The organism is Arthrobacter globiformis NBRC 12137, from assembly GCF_000238915.1.
In the GTDB taxonomy this organism is placed as follows: Bacteria; Actinomycetota; Actinomycetes; order Actinomycetales; family Micrococcaceae; genus Arthrobacter; species Arthrobacter globiformis.
The window spans coordinates 129,716-144,434 of sequence record NZ_BAEG01000027.1 but is presented as its reverse complement, the minus strand read 5'-3'; the positions used below and the strand labels follow the sequence as shown (position 1 = coordinate 144,434).

Here is a 14,719-nt window from a genome sequence, read left to right as displayed (position 1 = left end):
TTACTATTTTTCTTCCAGTCGCCCTCCGGTGGGGAGCGGCCGGGAAGGCGAACGCACGCCCGGGCGTCAGTGGCCCTGGACGTCGGAATTTACGCCCGCCTCGGGCCCTTCATCGAGGGTGCTAATGGCGGTCAGGTCCTCCTCATCCAAAGTGAAATCGAAGACGTCAATGTTCTCCGTCATTCGCTGCGGATCGGCCGACTTGGGGATGGCCACCAGCCCCTTCTGGACGTGCCAGCGCAGCACCACCTGGCTCACCGTCCGGCCGTGTTTGCCGGCGATTCGGTTCAGAACGGGCGCGGACAGGAGGCCCGATCCGGCACCCAGCGGACTGTATGATTCGGTGGCAATCCCGTGCCGCTCGTTGTAGGCGCAGTCCGCGGAGCGGGTCACGGACGGGTTGAGCTGGATCTGGTTCACGGCCGGTACAACGTCGGTCTCCCACATGAGCTTTTCCAGGTGGGCGGGCTTGAAGTTGGATACGCCGATCGACCGGGCTTTCCCTTCGCCCTGCAGACGTTCAAAGGTCTTCCACGTGGAGATGAAATCTCCGCGGCGGGGGAGTGGCCAGTGAATCAGCAGCAAGTCCACATAGTCCAGGTTCAGGCGCTTCAGCGCGCCTTCAAGGCCTGCCACGGCCAGATCCCCACCCTGGAATTCCCCGTCCAGCTTGGTGGTGATGAAGAACTCCGCCCGGTCCAGGCCGCTGGCTCGGATTCCGGATCCGACGCCGGCCTCGTTCCCGTATCGCACGGCCGTATCGATATGACGGTATCCGGCTTCCGCAGCGCGTACGACGGCGTCACTCACCTCCCGGTCGTTCAGCGGCCAGGTGCCAAGGCCGATTTGGGGTATCCGGTTGCCGTCGTTCAGCTCGATGACTGGTGCGAGTGCCATGCGGAAGAGTCTTTCCTATCGGGGGCTGTTTGCCCAGACCCCGGTTGCCAGCTTGACCGCCCGTGTTGCTATCTTCCGAGGTCAGCCCGGGAAAGCTTGCGGGCCGCCTGTTGTTACGATGAGCGCAAGGAGGCATATGCAGGTCTTGCTCGGTAGGCGCGCTCTGGTGGACGTAGCCGTTGCCATGGCTGGTTTCCTTGTGTCCGGGACTTGGCTTCTGACTGCTACCGGTGCCGGGGCACCGCACTTCCTTGCCGCGATAGGTGCCGGAGTGGCGGTTGTAGGACATGCTGCGGCTTCCATCGTCTGCCGCAGGCCCCGGCTGACCACGGCAGCGGACCGCGTTACCCTGACCCGTGCTGTCCTGGTGGCATGCTGTGCGGCGGCAACGGTTCCGGCGTTGTTCAGCGGAACCGGACCCGGCATGCCGGTGGTCGTGCTTGGTGCGGTGGCTTTTCTTCTTGACGCGGTGGACGGGGCCGTTGCGCGGCGGTTTGCCTGCGTGAGCCCGGCGGGAGCTCGGCTGGATGTCCAGACTGACGCAGCGCTGGTCCTCGTACTGTCGTGTGCAGCTATCCCTGTCGTCGGTCCCTGGGTGCTGGCCATCGGGCTCATGTGGTATGCCTTCGTTGCCGCCGGTTGGATCAGGCCTGAACTGAAACGAATGCTGCCCGTTAAAAGGCTGCGCAAGGTTATCGGCGCCTTCCAGCCCTTCGCCTTGCTGGTGGCACTCACGCCCGGAGTCCCCGGTGGAATCGGCGTGTCAAGCGTCGTCCTGGCGCTCGTGACGCTGGGGGCTTCGTTCGGGCGGGACATCGTCGAACTGGAACGAGGCCACCGCAAGTTGACCGGCCGCCGCTCCAGGACTGAACTGGTGAACTGACGCGGTGAACTGGCGGCTCCGGGTGAACTGCCGACGACTGCACGTGGCGAAGGGCTTGGTGCTCTGGACTAACCGTGGAGGCGCTGGTAATTCTTGGAGTGGCCCGGCCGGAAAAGTCCCGGCCCTTCCAACAGCTAAGGATCCAGACCATGAGCGATACGCCCGCCGATCCGGAGCAGAACCCGACGGACCAGCCCGAGGGAGGTTCACCCCAGGGATTCCCCTTCGACCCCAACCAGGACCCGCCCCAGGAGGAACCGGCAGTTCCGCACCAGGACACCCCGGGGCCGCCCACCGGCCCGGACGGCGAACCTGATGAGCCCGCGCTGGAGGATCCGCAGCGGCCGCCCTCCCGTTAGCAACCCATCAGCACAGGCCCGCGCCCCTGTCGCCAGCCTGTGCTGATGCCCAGCCGGAGGGCAGGATTCTATCCATTCGTCCATTGGGCGCGTGTGGCGTGTTTCCTAGCCTTGGAGGAGAACTTCTCCCAGCCCTCCGACCCAAGGATGACCTTCAACGATGAAACGCATCGCACTGCTTCGGGAACGCTCCACACCCTCCGCTTCGACCGGAACCCACTGCCCGGCGTCGGGAATGTGGGCCCCCGTCGACTCGCCGGACGAGGCGCACGCCTTCTTTGAAGGACAGGTATTTCCCGCGTTCCGCGGCATCCCCACCTTGTGGCGCCGGAGTGCTGCCGGCCAGGATTAAGCAAATAATGCGGCGCCGGCTGAACAACAGCCGGCGCCGCATTATTAGTTCCGCTACCGCTGTTCCGCTGCCGCGCGGTCAGTCCCGCTCCAGGCGGAATCCGAGCTTGAGGGTGACCTGCCAGTCCGCCACCTGGCCGTTCTCGAGATGGCCACGGATCTCTTTGACCTCGAACCAGTCCAGGTTGCGCAGGGTCTTTGCGGCGTCGGAAATGCCGTTGCGGACGGCCGCGTCGACGCCTTCGGTCGAGGTTCCGACAATTTCAGAAATGCTGTAGGTGTTATTAGACATCTTCGCTCCTCGTGATCGCCATCGATACCCGGCTGCGGGCCGTTCCTGCAGAGTATCGGACGAGGCGCCCAGGGACTAGGCTTCCAGCACGTAGCTTCTGAGGTCGTCGAGGGTCTGCTGCATGTGGGCGTCCATGGCGTTGCGTGCCTGCCGCGGATCGCGGGCAGCCAGGGCCTCGAAAATGTTCTGGTGGTGCCCGATCGCATGCTCCTGGATATCAGGCACCTTCGAGGTTTCCGTTCGGCCCTTTTCGAGAACCCGGTGCAGCGGTTCGAAGAGGACTGCCACGAAGACGTTCTCGGACGCGTGGAGAATCTGGTCATGGAATGCCAGGTCGGCGGCAACAAAGCTCGCCACGTTGTTGGCCTGGTGCGCCTTCCGCATATCCGCCACGCAGTTCCGAAGGCCATCAAGCTCGTCATCGGTGATGCGCTGGGCCGCCAGTTCGCAGGCGCCTGTTTCCAGCATCCGGCGCAGCTCGATCAGCTGGACCGCGGCGGCCGGCCCGTTCTGGCCCTCGGAGGCGGCCCGGAGCACTGCCTCCAGTGACGACCAGCGGTTCAGCGGGTTCACGAACGTGCCGCGGCCCCGTTCCACGCTGAGGATGCGCTGCGCTTCAAGCGTCTTCATCGCCTCCCGCACCGTCATGCGGCTGACGTCGTGCCGCGCGCTGAGTTCGAGCTCTCCCGGCACGCTGCTGCCCGGCGGAAACTCGCCGGAGATGATGCGGTCAAGGAGTTCGTCGGCGACGACGCCCACCAATGATTTGCGTGCCATTTCTTCCGTTCAGCGTGTGCGGCCCTTCAGCCGTGATGTCTGCAAAAGTGTACTTGCGCACGTGCTGTGCGTTATGCCACACTAGCACCAGACGCAAGATGTCTGACATCTGACAAATCATCCGCATGACAGTTTCGACACAACGGAGTGCACAGTGCCCCTCGAATCCGACGTCCTGGCCGCCTTTCCCGCCGAGCTCCAGATCCCCGCCCGGCAGGTTGCCGACGCCGTTGCGGCCACGGCGGCAACGTCCCCGCGCGTCCTCGTGGTGCTCGACGACGACCCCACCGGCACCCAGTCGGTGGCAGATCTCCCTGTGCTCACCCGCTGGGAAGTCGAGGACTTCCAGTGGGCTCTGCATCAGGGTAAGCCCGCCGTGTACGTGCTGACCAACACCCGGAGCCTCGACCCGGAAGAAGCAGCCGCCCGCAACGAAGAGGTGGTGCGCAACGCCCTGGCCGCTGCCCGCGACGGAGAGGTCCGGCTCGGCTTTGTTAGCCGCAGTGATTCGACCCTCCGCGGCCACTTCCCCCTGGAACCGGACGTCATCGCCGCCACGGTGGCGGCAGAAAGCGGAGAGGCCACCGACGGCGTCGTGATGGTTCCCGCATTTCCCGACGCCGGCCGCATCACCATTGGCGGTGTCCACTACACTCGCGGACCCGGGGCCGGCGAGCTGACCCCCGTTGCCGAGACCGAATTCGCCAAGGATGCCACCTTCGGCTTCGCCAATTCCGAGATGGCCAAGTACGTGGAAGAGAAGTCGCAGGGGCGGTTTGCCGCGGACTCCGTGATCGTGCTGGACCTGAACATCATCCGCGCCGGTTCCGCCACCGGGCAGGCTGAGGTGTCGGCCAAGGCAATTGCTGACGCCATCGAGCCGGCCACGCAGTCCACGCCCATCGTGGTGGACATCGTCACGGAAAACGACATGCGCGCCCTGGCCCTCGGGCTGGAAGAGGCCGAGCGCCGCGGAAAGAAGCTGCTGTATCGGGTTGGCCCGCCGTTCATGCGCGCCCGGATCGGCCAGGACATCCGGCCCGAGCTCAGCGGCGAGGAAGCCTACGCGGGCAACACCCCGTCCGAAGCCGGCGGCCTGATCGTGGTCGGCTCGCATGTGGGCGTGACCACCAGGCAGCTCAAGGTGCTCACCGACCGGCACAGCAGTGCGCGCATCGTGGAGATCGACGTCGAACACCTCCTGGGCGAGGATGCACCCGCCTACCTCGACCAGACGGTGGATGCCGTGGTGGCGGCATTGCGCAGCGGCGACGTCATCGTCCACACCAGCCGCCTGCTCATCAAGACCGATGACCCGGCCGAAAGCCTGCGGATCGCACGCACCGTGTCCGCCGCCGTCGTCGCCGTAGTGAACCGGACACTGAAGACCTTCCCGCCGCGGTTCGTCATCGCCAAGGGCGGGATCACATCCTCGGATGTTGCCGCGCACGGGCTGGAGATCCGGCACGCGATCGTCCGCGGGCCCATGCTGCCCGGCATCGTGAGCCTGTGGGAGCCGGTTGACGGCCCGGCCAAGGGGATCCCGTACATCGTTTTTGCCGGCAACGTCGGTGACGACGAGTCGCTCGCCCAGGTCACCAGCAAGCTCAGCAACACGTCCCCGCGTACCCCCTAACCTCGCAAGCTCGGCCAGGAACCCAGTACGCGCGGGCCCAAGAAACTTCAACGGAGAACACCATGACCTCGAATTACAAAGTCACCGTCCTCGGCCTGGGCGCCATGGGCCTGCCCATGGCCACCCGACTCGCCAGCCAGCTGACCGTCCACGGGTTCGACATCGCCGAACCGCGCCTGCGCCTCGCCGAAGAATCCGGTGTGAAGACCTTCGCTTCCGCCCGTGACGCCGCCCAGGACACTGACGCCCTGCTGCTCGCCGTGCGCAACAGCGAACAGCTCGACGATGTTCTGTTCGGCGGGAACGGCGTGGCCTCGGTACTGAAGCCGGGCGCCGTCGTCATCCTGACCAGCACCGTGGGCACCGAGGCGATTCCGTCCACCGTCGCGCGCCTGGCCGAATTCGGCGTCGGGCTTGTGGACGCCCCGTTGTCCGGCGGCCCGAAGCGTGCAGGCGAGGGCGACCTGCTGATCGTCGTCGGAGCCGAACCCAAGGCGCTGGAATCTGCGCGTCCGGTCCTTGAGCTGCTCGCGTCGACGCTGACCGTCGTGGGCGACAAGCCCGGTGACGGCCAGGCGCTGAAGACCGTCAACCAGCTGCTGTGCGGTATCCACATTGCGGCTGCCGCTGAAGCAATGGCGCTGGCCGACGCGCTGGGCCTGGACCAGGCGAAGACCCTGGCCGCGCTGGAGGCCGGCGCGGCGGGCTCGTTCATGCTGTCCAACCGCGGACCGCGCATCCTGGAGGCCTACACCGAGGAAGGCGCCGAGGTGCTCAGCCGCCTCGACATCTTCGTCAAGGACATGGGCATTGTGGGCAAGGCTACGCGCAGTGCCGGACTGGCGACCCCCGTTGCTGCCGCGGCCGAGCAGCTGTACCTGCTGGGCCAGGCCCACGGGCTGGCCGCCGCTGACGACTCCGCCGTCATCAAGGTTGTTGCCCCCACCAAGCGCACCGGCGGGGAAGGCTGATGCGGGCACAACTCGATGAGCTGGTGGTGTCCGCCCTCAAACGGGGGTCGGCCGTGCCGGCGTTCACCTGCTACGACTTCACCACGGCGCTGGCGGTGGTGAGCGCCGCCGAGGAAGGGCAGCGCGGCGTCATCCTGCTGGTGGCGCCCAAGACTGCCGCCACGGCCAACGGACTGAGGCTCATCTCCGCGCTCCGGGGTCTGGCCGACGACGCGTCCGTCCCGGTTGCCGTGCAGCTGGACCACGCCACAGACCTTGACGTCATTTCCGCCGCCGTCGCCGCGGGGGCCGACTCCGTCCTGGCGGACGGCTCGGCGCTGCCGTACGAGGACAACATTGCCTTGGTGTGCGCAGTGCGTTCCGCACTCGAAGCCCAAGGGCATGCCGAAGTGGTCCTGGAGGCTGAACTCGGCGGCTTGGCCGGGGACGAGGACAGGGCCTTCGGCACGGAGGGCGACGGGGCGGGCAACGAGGTTGCCGGGCTCACCGACTCCGCCCAGGTCGAGGACTTCGTGGCACGGACGGGCGCACAGCTGCTCGCCGTCGCCGTGGGCAACGTCCACGGGAAGTACAAGGGCGAGCCGCGGCTGCGCTGGGACGTCCTGCAGGACATTGCCGTGCGCACGCACATCCCGCTGGTGCTTCATGGCGCCTCGGGCATTCCGGCGGACGAGCTGGCCAAGGCGCCCGCCATGAACGTGGGCAAGGTCAACTTCAATACCGAACTCCGCACCGGCGTCCTCGCCACGCTGGAGGAACAGCTCCCCGCGCACCGGTCCGACGGCGAGAACCTGCAGGGACTCCTGACCCGGTGGAACGCCGCCGCCAAGGACTTCGGCACGAGCACGCTGGCGATCCTCAGCCGCTGACCGGAGTTTTTGTACACGTATCGCGAGTTCGGGGGCCTTCAGAAACCAATACGTGGACAAAAGCTCGTCAGTCGATCACGAAGACCCGGATCACCACGCGGTCCGGATGCCGTTCGCCGGTCCCCACCGCCAGCCGCGTATTGAGCCAGTCCCATTCCGGCGCGGACGCGGTGAGCCGTGGCCAGCAGCGGAAGTAGATGCTGCCGGCATTTACGGGCTCGCCGCGGTTGAGCCGCCCCATGTCCTCGTCACTCCCGTGGCGCAGCGCCGAATTCTGAACAAAGATGCGGTGGCCGTCCGTGGTCTCCAGGACATAGCGCGCGTCCAGTTCCGTCAGTGTGGGACTAAGGAGGAGCTGGTAGTCGGCGCCGCCCGGCAGGACCCGTCCGTTCAGGCGCGGGCCGCTGACTGTTCCGCCGGTGATGGGGATGATGCGGCGGTGGCCTTCCGGGGTGGGCCCGACGTCGATCGGCTCGCCGACGGTGACTGACAGTTCCGCCAGGAAGGTGAACCCGGGGGCTGCCGGGGATTGCCGTGCTTCCGGCGGGGCGGTCACAGGATGCCTGCTGTCAGGCGGCTCGGATGGTCCTCGCCGAACAGGATGGTCTGCCGGGCAACCACGGTCTCGGCCGAGTCATAAGCCAGCCGTCCGGTGTTGAGGTTGCGGTCCCAGCGCGGATGGCAGCTGGACGTGACCTGGACCCGCAGCCTGTCGCCCGCGGCAAATGTGTAGGCGGTCTGCCACAGGCTGACTGAGTACTCGTAGGCCCTGCCCGGTTCGATCGGCGACGGCGCGTGGCCGGGCTGGAACAGGCCGGTCCCGGCATGGCTGTCCCGCCAGGAGGCCCGGACAATTCCATCGGCAATGCTCAGTGACGTTCCGTCCGGAGCCACCCGGCACAGCCGCACCACAAAATCCGTATCGACGGCGGTGGAGGCGGCGAAGAAGGTGGCGGTGACTTCACCGAACAGCGTGACCGGCTCCTCGAACTCCTCCGTGGTGAAGGTGAGGACGTCGGCCCTGGCTTCCACAGCGTGCTGCTTTGCCGGCCCGGCGGGATACGCGCCATGGATCATGGTGGCGCCGCCGACCGTGGGCACAGGATCCAGGGGATCGTAGTCGTATTCGATGGACCCGCCGGACGCGGGCGTGTCCATGAGGGTCCCGTCCGCACCCAGGAACCAGCTGCGGTGGCTGTTCGGCGAGGGAAGTTCGTCAAAACCGCGCCACTGGTTTTCGCCCATGAAGTACAGCAGGACGGCGGGGACACGGCCCATGCTTTCCGGCCGGTCCTTGAGCACGGCATCGAACCAGGCCGTGTGGAGCCCGGAAAGATCACCCAGGCCGTTCATCACGGATGCGGCGGCGTTCACCCCGAAGTTCACATCCGCATAGCCGCCGGAGAAGTTCGTGTGGGTCCACGGACCCATGATGAGCCGTGGCACAGGTGCGGCGCCCGTCCGGCTGTGCGCCAGCTGCATGGCGTACTGCGCGAGTGTGCTCGGGCAGAAGATGTCGAACCAGCCGCCGATGTGCAGGGTGGGCAGCGGCACCGGCTTCGCCGAAGTTTCGTCCCACAGCCGGGTGAAGCCGTTCCCGGGGGATTCACCGGCCGAGGGCAGGATGTGACGGTTCATGAATGTCCCGAGCCTGGCGGAGAGGTCGGACAGGGGGAGGGCGTCGAAGGCGTCGCCGCCGGCGAACGAACGGTCCAGGTCCAGCCAGGACTGGAATTCCTTGCCCTGCCGTTCAGCGTCCTCCGAAAATTCACGGAGCACCTCGTTGGCTGAGGCTGACGCGTGGCCCCAGCTGAAGCGGCAGCCGAGTTCGACGGCGCCGCCGCGGTACAGCGAGCCGTTGTTGGCGTTGGCCCCCGCTGAGATGCCCGGTGCCAGGGCGGCGAGTCCGGCCGGGGCGAGGGACGCCGCCCGCCACTGGGTTTCGGCGAAGTACGACCGGCCCCACATCCCGACGGAACCGTTGGCGTACGGCAGCCGCGCTGCCCATTCGACTGTTGCGGCGCCGTCGGACGCTTCATTGACTGACGGGTCAAAGTCGCCGTCGGAACCGAAGCGTCCGCGGCAGTCCTGCATGATCACGACGTACCCGGCCGCCGCAACGGTTGTTGGGTTGAAGTAGGCGGAATTGACGGCGAGGTCGCGGCCGTAGGGTGTCCTGGTCAGCAGGACCGGGCACGGCTCGCCATCCGCGGGGCGGTAAACGGTGGAGCGCAGGACGGTGCCGTCCGGGAGCGGGGTTTCGACGTCTTGTTCGATCAGTACGGGGCGGGCTGTCACGGAAGGTTCCTCACTGTGGTGTGGCCGGATTTGCAGGGAGGGAGCGCCGGGGCGGGTGCCCTGTCACTCCCTCCTTGCCCGGGGGTAAAGGTTTAGGTGTTGGCGGTTGCCTTGGTTCCAAGGTCCTCGGTGGCTACGTTGTAGGTCTCCTTGACCCAAATGGCGGTCACGGCAGCCGAGGCGAGGCAGCATGCTGCGGTGAACGCGGCCACGGGGATCCATCCGATGGGTCCCGGCTGGACGACCGCGGCCGCGATGGCGGGTGCGAAGCCGGTGACAACGAGGCCAAGCTGGGAGGCGGTGGCGGCTCCGGAGTAGCGGACCTTCGTGGGGAACATTTCGGCTGTCATCGCCGGGCCGAGCGGGTTGACCATGCCGTATCCCACTGTCATGAACAGGATGCCGGTCGCAAAGATCAGCGGCACCGAGGTGGTGCTGATGGACCAGAAGAAGGCAAACGCTGCGGCGGCGCAGATCAGGTTTCCGGTGATGAAGACAGGCTTGCGTCCGATCCTGTCCGCGAGGATGCCGGCTGCGGGCTGGGCGATGACCGCCAGCCCTGCCGTGAGGATGGTGACGCCCAGCATGGCCGGCGCCGGGATGCCGAACTTGCTGGTGGCGTAGGCCAGGCCGAATGCGGCGAAAACCGAGGACACCACGCTCCAGAGCCCGAAGAAGATCACCTTGATGATGGTGGTCCAGTGGTCGCGGAGGACCACCTTGATGGGAAGTTCAGTTTCGGTTTCGGCTTCCTTGGCGGCCTCGAACACCTCGGACTCCGGAAGGCGCATGCGGATGTAGAGCCCGACGCCGACCACCAGGATGCTGGCAAGGAACGGCAGGCGCCAGCCCCAGCTGAGCAGGTCCTCCTGCGGCAGCATCGAAACGGCAAGGAACGCCAGCGAGGCGAGCATGATTCCGGCAGCCGCGCCGGTGTTGACCCAGCTGCTGTAGAAGGCCCGCTTGTTGCTGGGGGCATGTTCGATTGTCATGGTGACGGCGCCAACAGATTCACCGGCGGCGGAGGCCCCCTGCAGGGCACGCAGGACGACCAGCAGGATGGGGGCCGCCGCGCCAATGGCAGCGGTGGGCGGCAGGCAGCCGATCAGGAAGGTTGCCACGCCCATCACCACGAGCGTGAGCACCAGCATCTGGCGGCGGCCGATGCGGTCGCCGTAGTGCCCGATCACGCTCGCGGCCAGCGGGCGGACAACGTAGCCGATGCCGATGGTGGCCATGGACAGGATGGTGCCCAAGGCGGGATCGATCCCAGGGAAGAAGATTTTGTTGAAGATCAGCGCGGACGCCGACCCGTAGATGAAGAAGTCGTAGTACTCAAGGGTGCTGCCGATGAAACTGGCAACGGCGGCACGGCGTGCATGCTTGGTTCCCTGATGGGAAGCGGGTGTGACCTGTTCCGCGGACGGCGTCAACGGCGTCGGCGGATCGATGGGACCAGCGGTCATTGCGGATCTCCTACTGAGGCAAGGGAAGGAAAGATTTCTGGGGCTCGCATGCTGAGCCGCGTGGCGGGGTCGGCTGTGGCCTCCATCACGCGTTGGTCAATAGTATGCACTTGATTCTGCGCTCGTCAATAAACATGCAAAATAAGTGCGGGATGCGCTGCTGGCATGATGGAGGCGTGATGAGCAAGCTTCGTGTCCCCGGCCCCGGCATGGATCCGGACATGGCCATTGATTTTCCGCGGCCGTTGAAGGGGCCCTCGAGCCAGCACCAGCTGATGACGTTGCTGGTTGACTACTGGGTCAACAGCGATGCGTGGCTGCCTTCCCGGCTGATCGGCGCGCTGGCAGCGGATCTGGGCATCACGGCTTCAGCGTCGGCCACGGCCCTCAGCCGCCTCGCCTCCCGGGGTGTGCTGGAGCAGTCAAGCGCCGGCCGGTCGTCCCGCTACCGCATCACCGAGGGTGCGCGAAAGCGTGTGCGCTCCGGACTGGCGCAGGTTTCGGTGTTCGGTGAGCAGTCGCGTCCCTGGGACGGCAGCTGGACGGTTATCGCATTTTCCATCCCTGAGACGTCCCGGGATGTCCGCGAACTGTTCCGGTCGCGGCTGCGGTGGCGCGGCTTTGCGCCGCTGTTCGGGGCGGTGTGGGTCTCGCCCCGGGACCACTCGGAGGAACTCGAAAGCACGTGCAAGGCCTTCGGCGTTGACGATTTCGCCATATTTCGAACCGCCGATTCAACACTCCGCGGCAAGAGGTTCATCGATGCCTGGTCGCCGCAGGAGTTCAGGGCGCAGTATCAGCCCTTCATCGACAGGTTTGCCCCGTGGCGGGAGCGCCTCGACGCAGGCACTGTGACGCCGGCGGAGGCCCTGCGGGTGCGGACCGAGCTGATGGATGCCTGGCGGGCCTTCCCCTGGAGCGACCCGGACCTTCCTGCCGAACTGCTGCCGGAGGCCTGGCCACGCACCGAAGCGCGCGAGGTCCTGGTCCGACTGTATGACGGGCTGGCGCCGGCGGCGCTTGAGTACGTCGAGGAGGCCGTGGCCCGGGAGGCCCCGGACCTGGCGGGCTCTGCCAGTGTCATGCCGGTGCGCTCCGGCAGCTACTGAGCGCGTCCCGCGGGAGTTGTTGTACACGTCTCGCGAGTTCGGGGGCCTTAGGGGCCAATAAGTGGACAAGGACTCCATGCCGCCACATGTGGGGGAAGTTGGCGCACAATGGAAACCACAACGACGTAAGCGAGTTCCAGTGGGGCGCCATGAAGAATTCCACGGAGCCAGCGGCAGGAAGGGACATGGCCGGGACCGCCCGCGACCTGGCCATCGATCTCGCGCGCTTCGTTTGCCTCGCCCTTGTGGTGGTGGGGCACTGCATGATGACCAGCCCGGTACTGCATCCCGACGGCACCGTCACCACCGAAAACACCCTGGCCGAGCAGGACTGGTTCGAGCCGGTCATTTGGGTCTTCATGGTGATGCCGCTGTTTTTTGTGGCCGGGGGCATCACCGGGATTCAATCCTGGCGGCGCATGCAGGCACGCGGCGGCAGCGGCCTTGAGTTCGTCCAGTCCCGGCTGCTGCGCCTGGTCCGCCCGGCGGCGGCCCTGCTGGCGGCAATGTTTGTTGGCCTGTGGGGTGCGCTGCTGGCCGGTGTGGATCCGCAGGTGGTGCAGCTGCTGGCCAGTGGAGCCGGGATGCCGCTGTGGTTCCTCGCTGCCTATCTGGCGGCCCAGCTGAACATTCCGCTCCTGGTGCAGCTGCACCGGCGTGCCCCGTGGCTGACGCTCCTGGGACTGGTGGCGCTCGTGGTGACGGTGGACTGCTTCCGCGGCGCTTTCCCGACGGTCGCTTACATCAACATGGTCTTCGTCTGGTGCGCCGTGCAGCAACTCGGGTTCTTCATGGCCGACGGCTGGCTGGACCGGTGGAGGGGCTCGCAGCTGGTGGGGCTGATCGCAGCCTGCAACCTGGTGATGGTTGTCCTGGTGGTGCTGGGCCTGTACCGGGACAACATGCTGGTGAACCTTAATCCGCCCAACCTCAGCCTGGTCCTGCTGGGTGTTTCGCAGGCGGCGGTGCTGCAGCTCACCCGACCCCTGCTAAGCGCACTCGCCGCCGTGCGGTGGATCCGTGCAGTGGTGGCTGTTGCGGGCCGCCATGCCATGACGGTCTATCTCTGGCACCTGCCGCTGCTGGCCGCCATGACCGGGCTGCTCCTGCTGACCGACTTTCCCAAGCCCGCCTCGGGTACCGCCGGATGGTGGTGGTCCCGCCCGCTCGTTTTCTTCGGCGTGGTCCTCCTCCTGCTGCCCGCGGTTCTCCTGTTCGGTCGGCTTGAGGAACGGCCGACGCCGGCCATGCACTCACGCGGCCGGGCACCGGCCGCCGTGGTGACCGCCGTCGTTGTCGTTTTTGTCCCGGTGGCTGACGCCGCCGTCAACGGCCTGACGCTGGGACTCCTTGGCGGCGGTGCCGCCTGCTTTGCGATGGCTGTGCTGCTGCTGGGGCGCGTTCCCGCCCGCGGCGCTCGACCATTGCCAGCACAGGCATTAAGTGCCAATGTCGAACCATGACGGAGAACACGGCAGCCACCGAGGACCATTTCACCCCGGACGTCACCACGTTCCGGAACGATGAGCTCCACCGCTACGAACTGCACGTGGGGGGAAAGCTGGCGGTGGAGGTCAGGTTCGAAGACAAGCCTGGGCACGTGGATTTCATCCACACCCAGACGTCCGAGCAGTTCCAGGGCCACGGCCTGGCCAAGGTGCTCATCCACTTTGCCCTCGACGATGTTGTGGCGTCGGGTAAGCGGATCATTCCGCATTGCCCGTTTACCGCCCGCTACCTGCGCAAACACGAGGTGTACACGCAGTGCATCGACTGGCCGGAGGCGGCCGCACCCAAGCTTCTCGGTACCTGACGCACGTCCCAAACCGGCGCGTCCCCGCCGTCCCTGCGTCCCCGCGGCACTTGTGAGCTGCGGGGCATTTCCGTACGATCGGGCAAGGCTATGCAGTTGGCCCTTGGACTCTCTTTTGGGGATCTCTTTGAATCACAACTGCGTGGTGCCGGTGCGGGTCGAACACCCCTGGCACGCCACTTCCGGCCTCCGTGTGCCCACCTGCCTGGTCCCGGGGGTGCCGTGCGATGACTGACGAAATCTTGACTGATCCGGCGATGAGCGAACGTGCCGTGACAGACGACCGTGCCATGACGGATGAGGAGCTGCGCCGCCACCTGGAGGGACGCCTGGGCGGGGCCGTGGACCCGGCCGCAACCCTCGCTGCGGTGCCGGACGCGGAGCTGGCCCGGCTGGCGGACGGGCTGTACCGGCATTTGGACACGCCCAGCCCTGCCTTCGGCGCCCGCTTCTGGTATGTCCAGGTCAGTGAGGAACTCAGGCGGCGCCGCCTTCGCCCGTCCCGCCCGGGCGCCGCTCCGGCGGACCCGGTCGCAAGCGAGGCCGCCGCCGGGTAGGCGCGCCCGCGCTGTGGGGCTTAAGTGTGCGTTCGCGCTGGGTGGGATTACGACGGCGGGGGCTGCTTGGCGCGGTTGCGTTGCCATTGCGCTGCGTGCCAGAAAAGCAGGCCGAGGAATCCAGCGAGGCCGGCGAAAAGCATCTGCGGCGCGAACGTGATCCACATGTAGCTCACGGGCATGACCTGCGGCTGGGTACCGGAGTTCAGTGACTCCTGGGCCAGTGTGAAGACTCCGAATGGTGACACCAGCAGGATCGCCTCGATCACCCACAGCGCAACGATGAATGGGTTCACGGACAGCCGGCTCCGTTGCATTCCGGGCTGCCCGGCGCCGGGACCGTATGCGGTGGGATTGCCCTGCGAATCCACTTCCCGAAAATTTATCGGATCCTGCTCGTAGCCGGACATGTTCCCCCTGCTTCCTGCTGCGGTCGGCGCC

General features: G+C 66.4%; 17 protein-coding genes. 10 read left to right on the top strand and 7 right to left on the bottom strand.

The window, feature by feature from the left end:
* Positions 1-66 precede the first annotated feature (66 nt).
* A complete protein-coding gene (locus ARGLB_RS04405) occupies positions 67-897 on the bottom strand; it encodes an aldo/keto reductase (protein WP_003799335.1) in 831 nt (276 codons plus the stop codon).
* 271 nt (positions 898-1,168) lie between these two features.
* Here ARGLB_RS04405 and ARGLB_RS04400 point away from each other — a divergent pair, with 271 nt between their 5' ends.
* From ARGLB_RS04400 to ARGLB_RS04390, 3 genes are all read left to right on the top strand, one after another.
* Positions 1,169-1,780: a CDP-alcohol phosphatidyltransferase family protein gene (locus ARGLB_RS04400; protein ID WP_245531468.1), complete on the top strand. Its 612-nt coding sequence runs from the start codon at positions 1,169-1,171 to the stop codon at positions 1,778-1,780.
* Positions 1,781-1,929: 149 nt separating this feature from the next.
* Positions 1,930-2,139, top strand: a complete 210-nt coding sequence (locus ARGLB_RS04395) for a hypothetical protein (protein ID WP_043417876.1) — start codon at positions 1,930-1,932, stop codon at positions 2,137-2,139.
* A 160-nt stretch (positions 2,140-2,299) separates the two neighbouring features.
* Complete coding sequence (locus ARGLB_RS04390) at positions 2,300-2,491, top strand: hypothetical protein (RefSeq protein ID WP_003799330.1); 192 nt, start codon at positions 2,300-2,302, stop codon at positions 2,489-2,491.
* Positions 2,492-2,569: 78 nt separating this feature from the next.
* On the opposite strand, the gene ARGLB_RS04385 is transcribed toward ARGLB_RS04390, so the two are convergent.
* Positions 2,570-2,782, bottom strand: a complete 213-nt coding sequence (locus ARGLB_RS04385) for a dodecin (protein ID WP_003799328.1) — start codon at positions 2,780-2,782, stop codon at positions 2,570-2,572.
* A 75-nt stretch (positions 2,783-2,857) separates the two neighbouring features.
* Positions 2,858-3,559, bottom strand: a complete 702-nt coding sequence (locus ARGLB_RS04380; RefSeq protein WP_003799326.1) for a FadR/GntR family transcriptional regulator — start codon at positions 3,557-3,559, stop codon at positions 2,858-2,860.
* A gap of 154 nt (positions 3,560-3,713) precedes the next feature.
* Between ARGLB_RS04380 and ARGLB_RS04375 the strand changes: the two genes are divergently transcribed.
* From ARGLB_RS04375 to ARGLB_RS04365, 3 genes are all read left to right on the top strand, one after another.
* Positions 3,714-5,195, top strand: a complete 1,482-nt coding sequence (locus ARGLB_RS04375; protein ID WP_003799324.1) for a four-carbon acid sugar kinase family protein — start codon at positions 3,714-3,716, stop codon at positions 5,193-5,195.
* Positions 5,196-5,257: 62 nt separating this feature from the next.
* A complete protein-coding gene (locus ARGLB_RS04370) occupies positions 5,258-6,166 on the top strand; it encodes an NAD(P)-dependent oxidoreductase (RefSeq protein WP_003799323.1) in 909 nt (302 codons plus the stop codon).
* Positions 6,166-7,035, top strand: coding sequence for a class II fructose-bisphosphate aldolase (locus tag ARGLB_RS04365; RefSeq protein ID WP_003799322.1), 870 nt, complete (start codon positions 6,166-6,168; stop codon positions 7,033-7,035). The genes ARGLB_RS04370 and ARGLB_RS04365 overlap by 1 nt, the downstream gene beginning before the upstream one ends.
* Before the next feature lie 67 nt (positions 7,036-7,102).
* Here ARGLB_RS04365 and ARGLB_RS04360 read toward each other — a convergent pair whose 3' ends face one another.
* The 3 genes from ARGLB_RS04360 to ARGLB_RS04350 all read right to left on the bottom strand — a co-directional run bounded on the left by ARGLB_RS04360 (position 7,103) and on the right by ARGLB_RS04350 (position 10,799).
* On the bottom strand, positions 7,103-7,591 hold the full coding sequence (locus ARGLB_RS04360) for a DUF3237 domain-containing protein (protein WP_003799321.1): 489 nt from the start codon (positions 7,589-7,591) through the stop codon (positions 7,103-7,105).
* The gene (locus tag ARGLB_RS04355; protein ID WP_003799319.1) at positions 7,588-9,333 is read right to left on the bottom strand and encodes a CocE/NonD family hydrolase; all 1,746 of its coding nucleotides are present in this window, start codon (positions 9,331-9,333) and stop codon (positions 7,588-7,590) included. Before ARGLB_RS04355 ends, ARGLB_RS04360 begins: the two co-directional genes overlap by 4 nt.
* Positions 9,334-9,425: 92 nt before the next feature.
* Positions 9,426-10,799: an MFS transporter gene (locus tag ARGLB_RS04350; protein ID WP_003799317.1), complete on the bottom strand. Its 1,374-nt coding sequence runs from the start codon at positions 10,797-10,799 to the stop codon at positions 9,426-9,428.
* 179 nt (positions 10,800-10,978) lie between these two features.
* On the opposite strand from ARGLB_RS04350, the gene ARGLB_RS04345 reads away from it, so the two are divergent.
* From ARGLB_RS04345 to ARGLB_RS22340, 4 genes are all read left to right on the top strand, one after another.
* Positions 10,979-11,908, top strand: a complete 930-nt coding sequence (locus ARGLB_RS04345; protein WP_003799316.1) for a PaaX family transcriptional regulator — start codon at positions 10,979-10,981, stop codon at positions 11,906-11,908.
* 185 nt (positions 11,909-12,093) lie between these two features.
* Entirely contained in the window at positions 12,094-13,371 is a 1,278-nt protein-coding gene (locus ARGLB_RS04340; protein ID WP_003799314.1) for an acyltransferase family protein, read from the top strand.
* Positions 13,368-13,721, top strand: a complete 354-nt coding sequence (locus ARGLB_RS04335) for a GNAT family N-acetyltransferase (RefSeq protein ID WP_003799312.1) — start codon at positions 13,368-13,370, stop codon at positions 13,719-13,721. The genes ARGLB_RS04340 and ARGLB_RS04335 overlap by 4 nt, the downstream gene beginning before the upstream one ends.
* 227 nt (positions 13,722-13,948) lie before the next feature.
* Positions 13,949-14,278, top strand: a complete 330-nt coding sequence (locus tag ARGLB_RS22340; protein ID WP_003799310.1) for a hypothetical protein — start codon at positions 13,949-13,951, stop codon at positions 14,276-14,278.
* Between the two features lie 47 nt (positions 14,279-14,325).
* Here the strand turns inward: ARGLB_RS22340 and ARGLB_RS04325 are convergent, their stop codons facing one another.
* Positions 14,326-14,688, bottom strand: coding sequence for a hypothetical protein (locus ARGLB_RS04325; RefSeq protein WP_003799308.1), 363 nt, complete (start codon positions 14,686-14,688; stop codon positions 14,326-14,328).
* Positions 14,689-14,719 lie beyond the last annotated feature (31 nt).

Excerpts from the sequence above, each read along its gene's own strand:
- ARGLB_RS04405 (WP_003799335.1), bottom strand. The coding sequence starts at position 897 with ATGGCACTCGCACCAGTCATCGAGCTGAACGACGGCAACCGGATACCC.
- ARGLB_RS04395 (WP_043417876.1), top strand. The coding sequence starts at position 1,930 with ATGAGCGATACGCCCGCCGATCCGGAGCAGAACCCGACGGACCAGCCC.
- ARGLB_RS04390 (WP_003799330.1), top strand. The coding sequence starts at position 2,300 with ATGAAACGCATCGCACTGCTTCGGGAACGCTCCACACCCTCCGCTTCG.
- ARGLB_RS04385 (WP_003799328.1), bottom strand. The coding sequence starts at position 2,782 with ATGTCTAATAACACCTACAGCATTTCTGAAATTGTCGGAACCTCGACC.
- ARGLB_RS04380 (WP_003799326.1), bottom strand. The coding sequence starts at position 3,559 with ATGGCACGCAAATCATTGGTGGGCGTCGTCGCCGACGAACTCCTTGAC.
- ARGLB_RS04370 (WP_003799323.1), top strand. The coding sequence starts at position 5,258 with ATGACCTCGAATTACAAAGTCACCGTCCTCGGCCTGGGCGCCATGGGC.
- ARGLB_RS04365 (WP_003799322.1), top strand. The coding sequence starts at position 6,166 with ATGCGGGCACAACTCGATGAGCTGGTGGTGTCCGCCCTCAAACGGGGG.
- ARGLB_RS04350 (WP_003799317.1), bottom strand. The coding sequence starts at position 10,799 with ATGACCGCTGGTCCCATCGATCCGCCGACGCCGTTGACGCCGTCCGCG.
- ARGLB_RS04345 (WP_003799316.1), top strand. The coding sequence starts at position 10,979 with ATGAGCAAGCTTCGTGTCCCCGGCCCCGGCATGGATCCGGACATGGCC.
- ARGLB_RS04340 (WP_003799314.1), top strand. The coding sequence starts at position 12,094 with ATGGCCGGGACCGCCCGCGACCTGGCCATCGATCTCGCGCGCTTCGTT.
- ARGLB_RS04335 (WP_003799312.1), top strand. The coding sequence starts at position 13,368 with ATGACGGAGAACACGGCAGCCACCGAGGACCATTTCACCCCGGACGTC.
- ARGLB_RS22340 (WP_003799310.1), top strand. The coding sequence starts at position 13,949 with ATGACTGACGAAATCTTGACTGATCCGGCGATGAGCGAACGTGCCGTG.
- ARGLB_RS04325 (WP_003799308.1), bottom strand. The coding sequence starts at position 14,688 with ATGTCCGGCTACGAGCAGGATCCGATAAATTTTCGGGAAGTGGATTCG.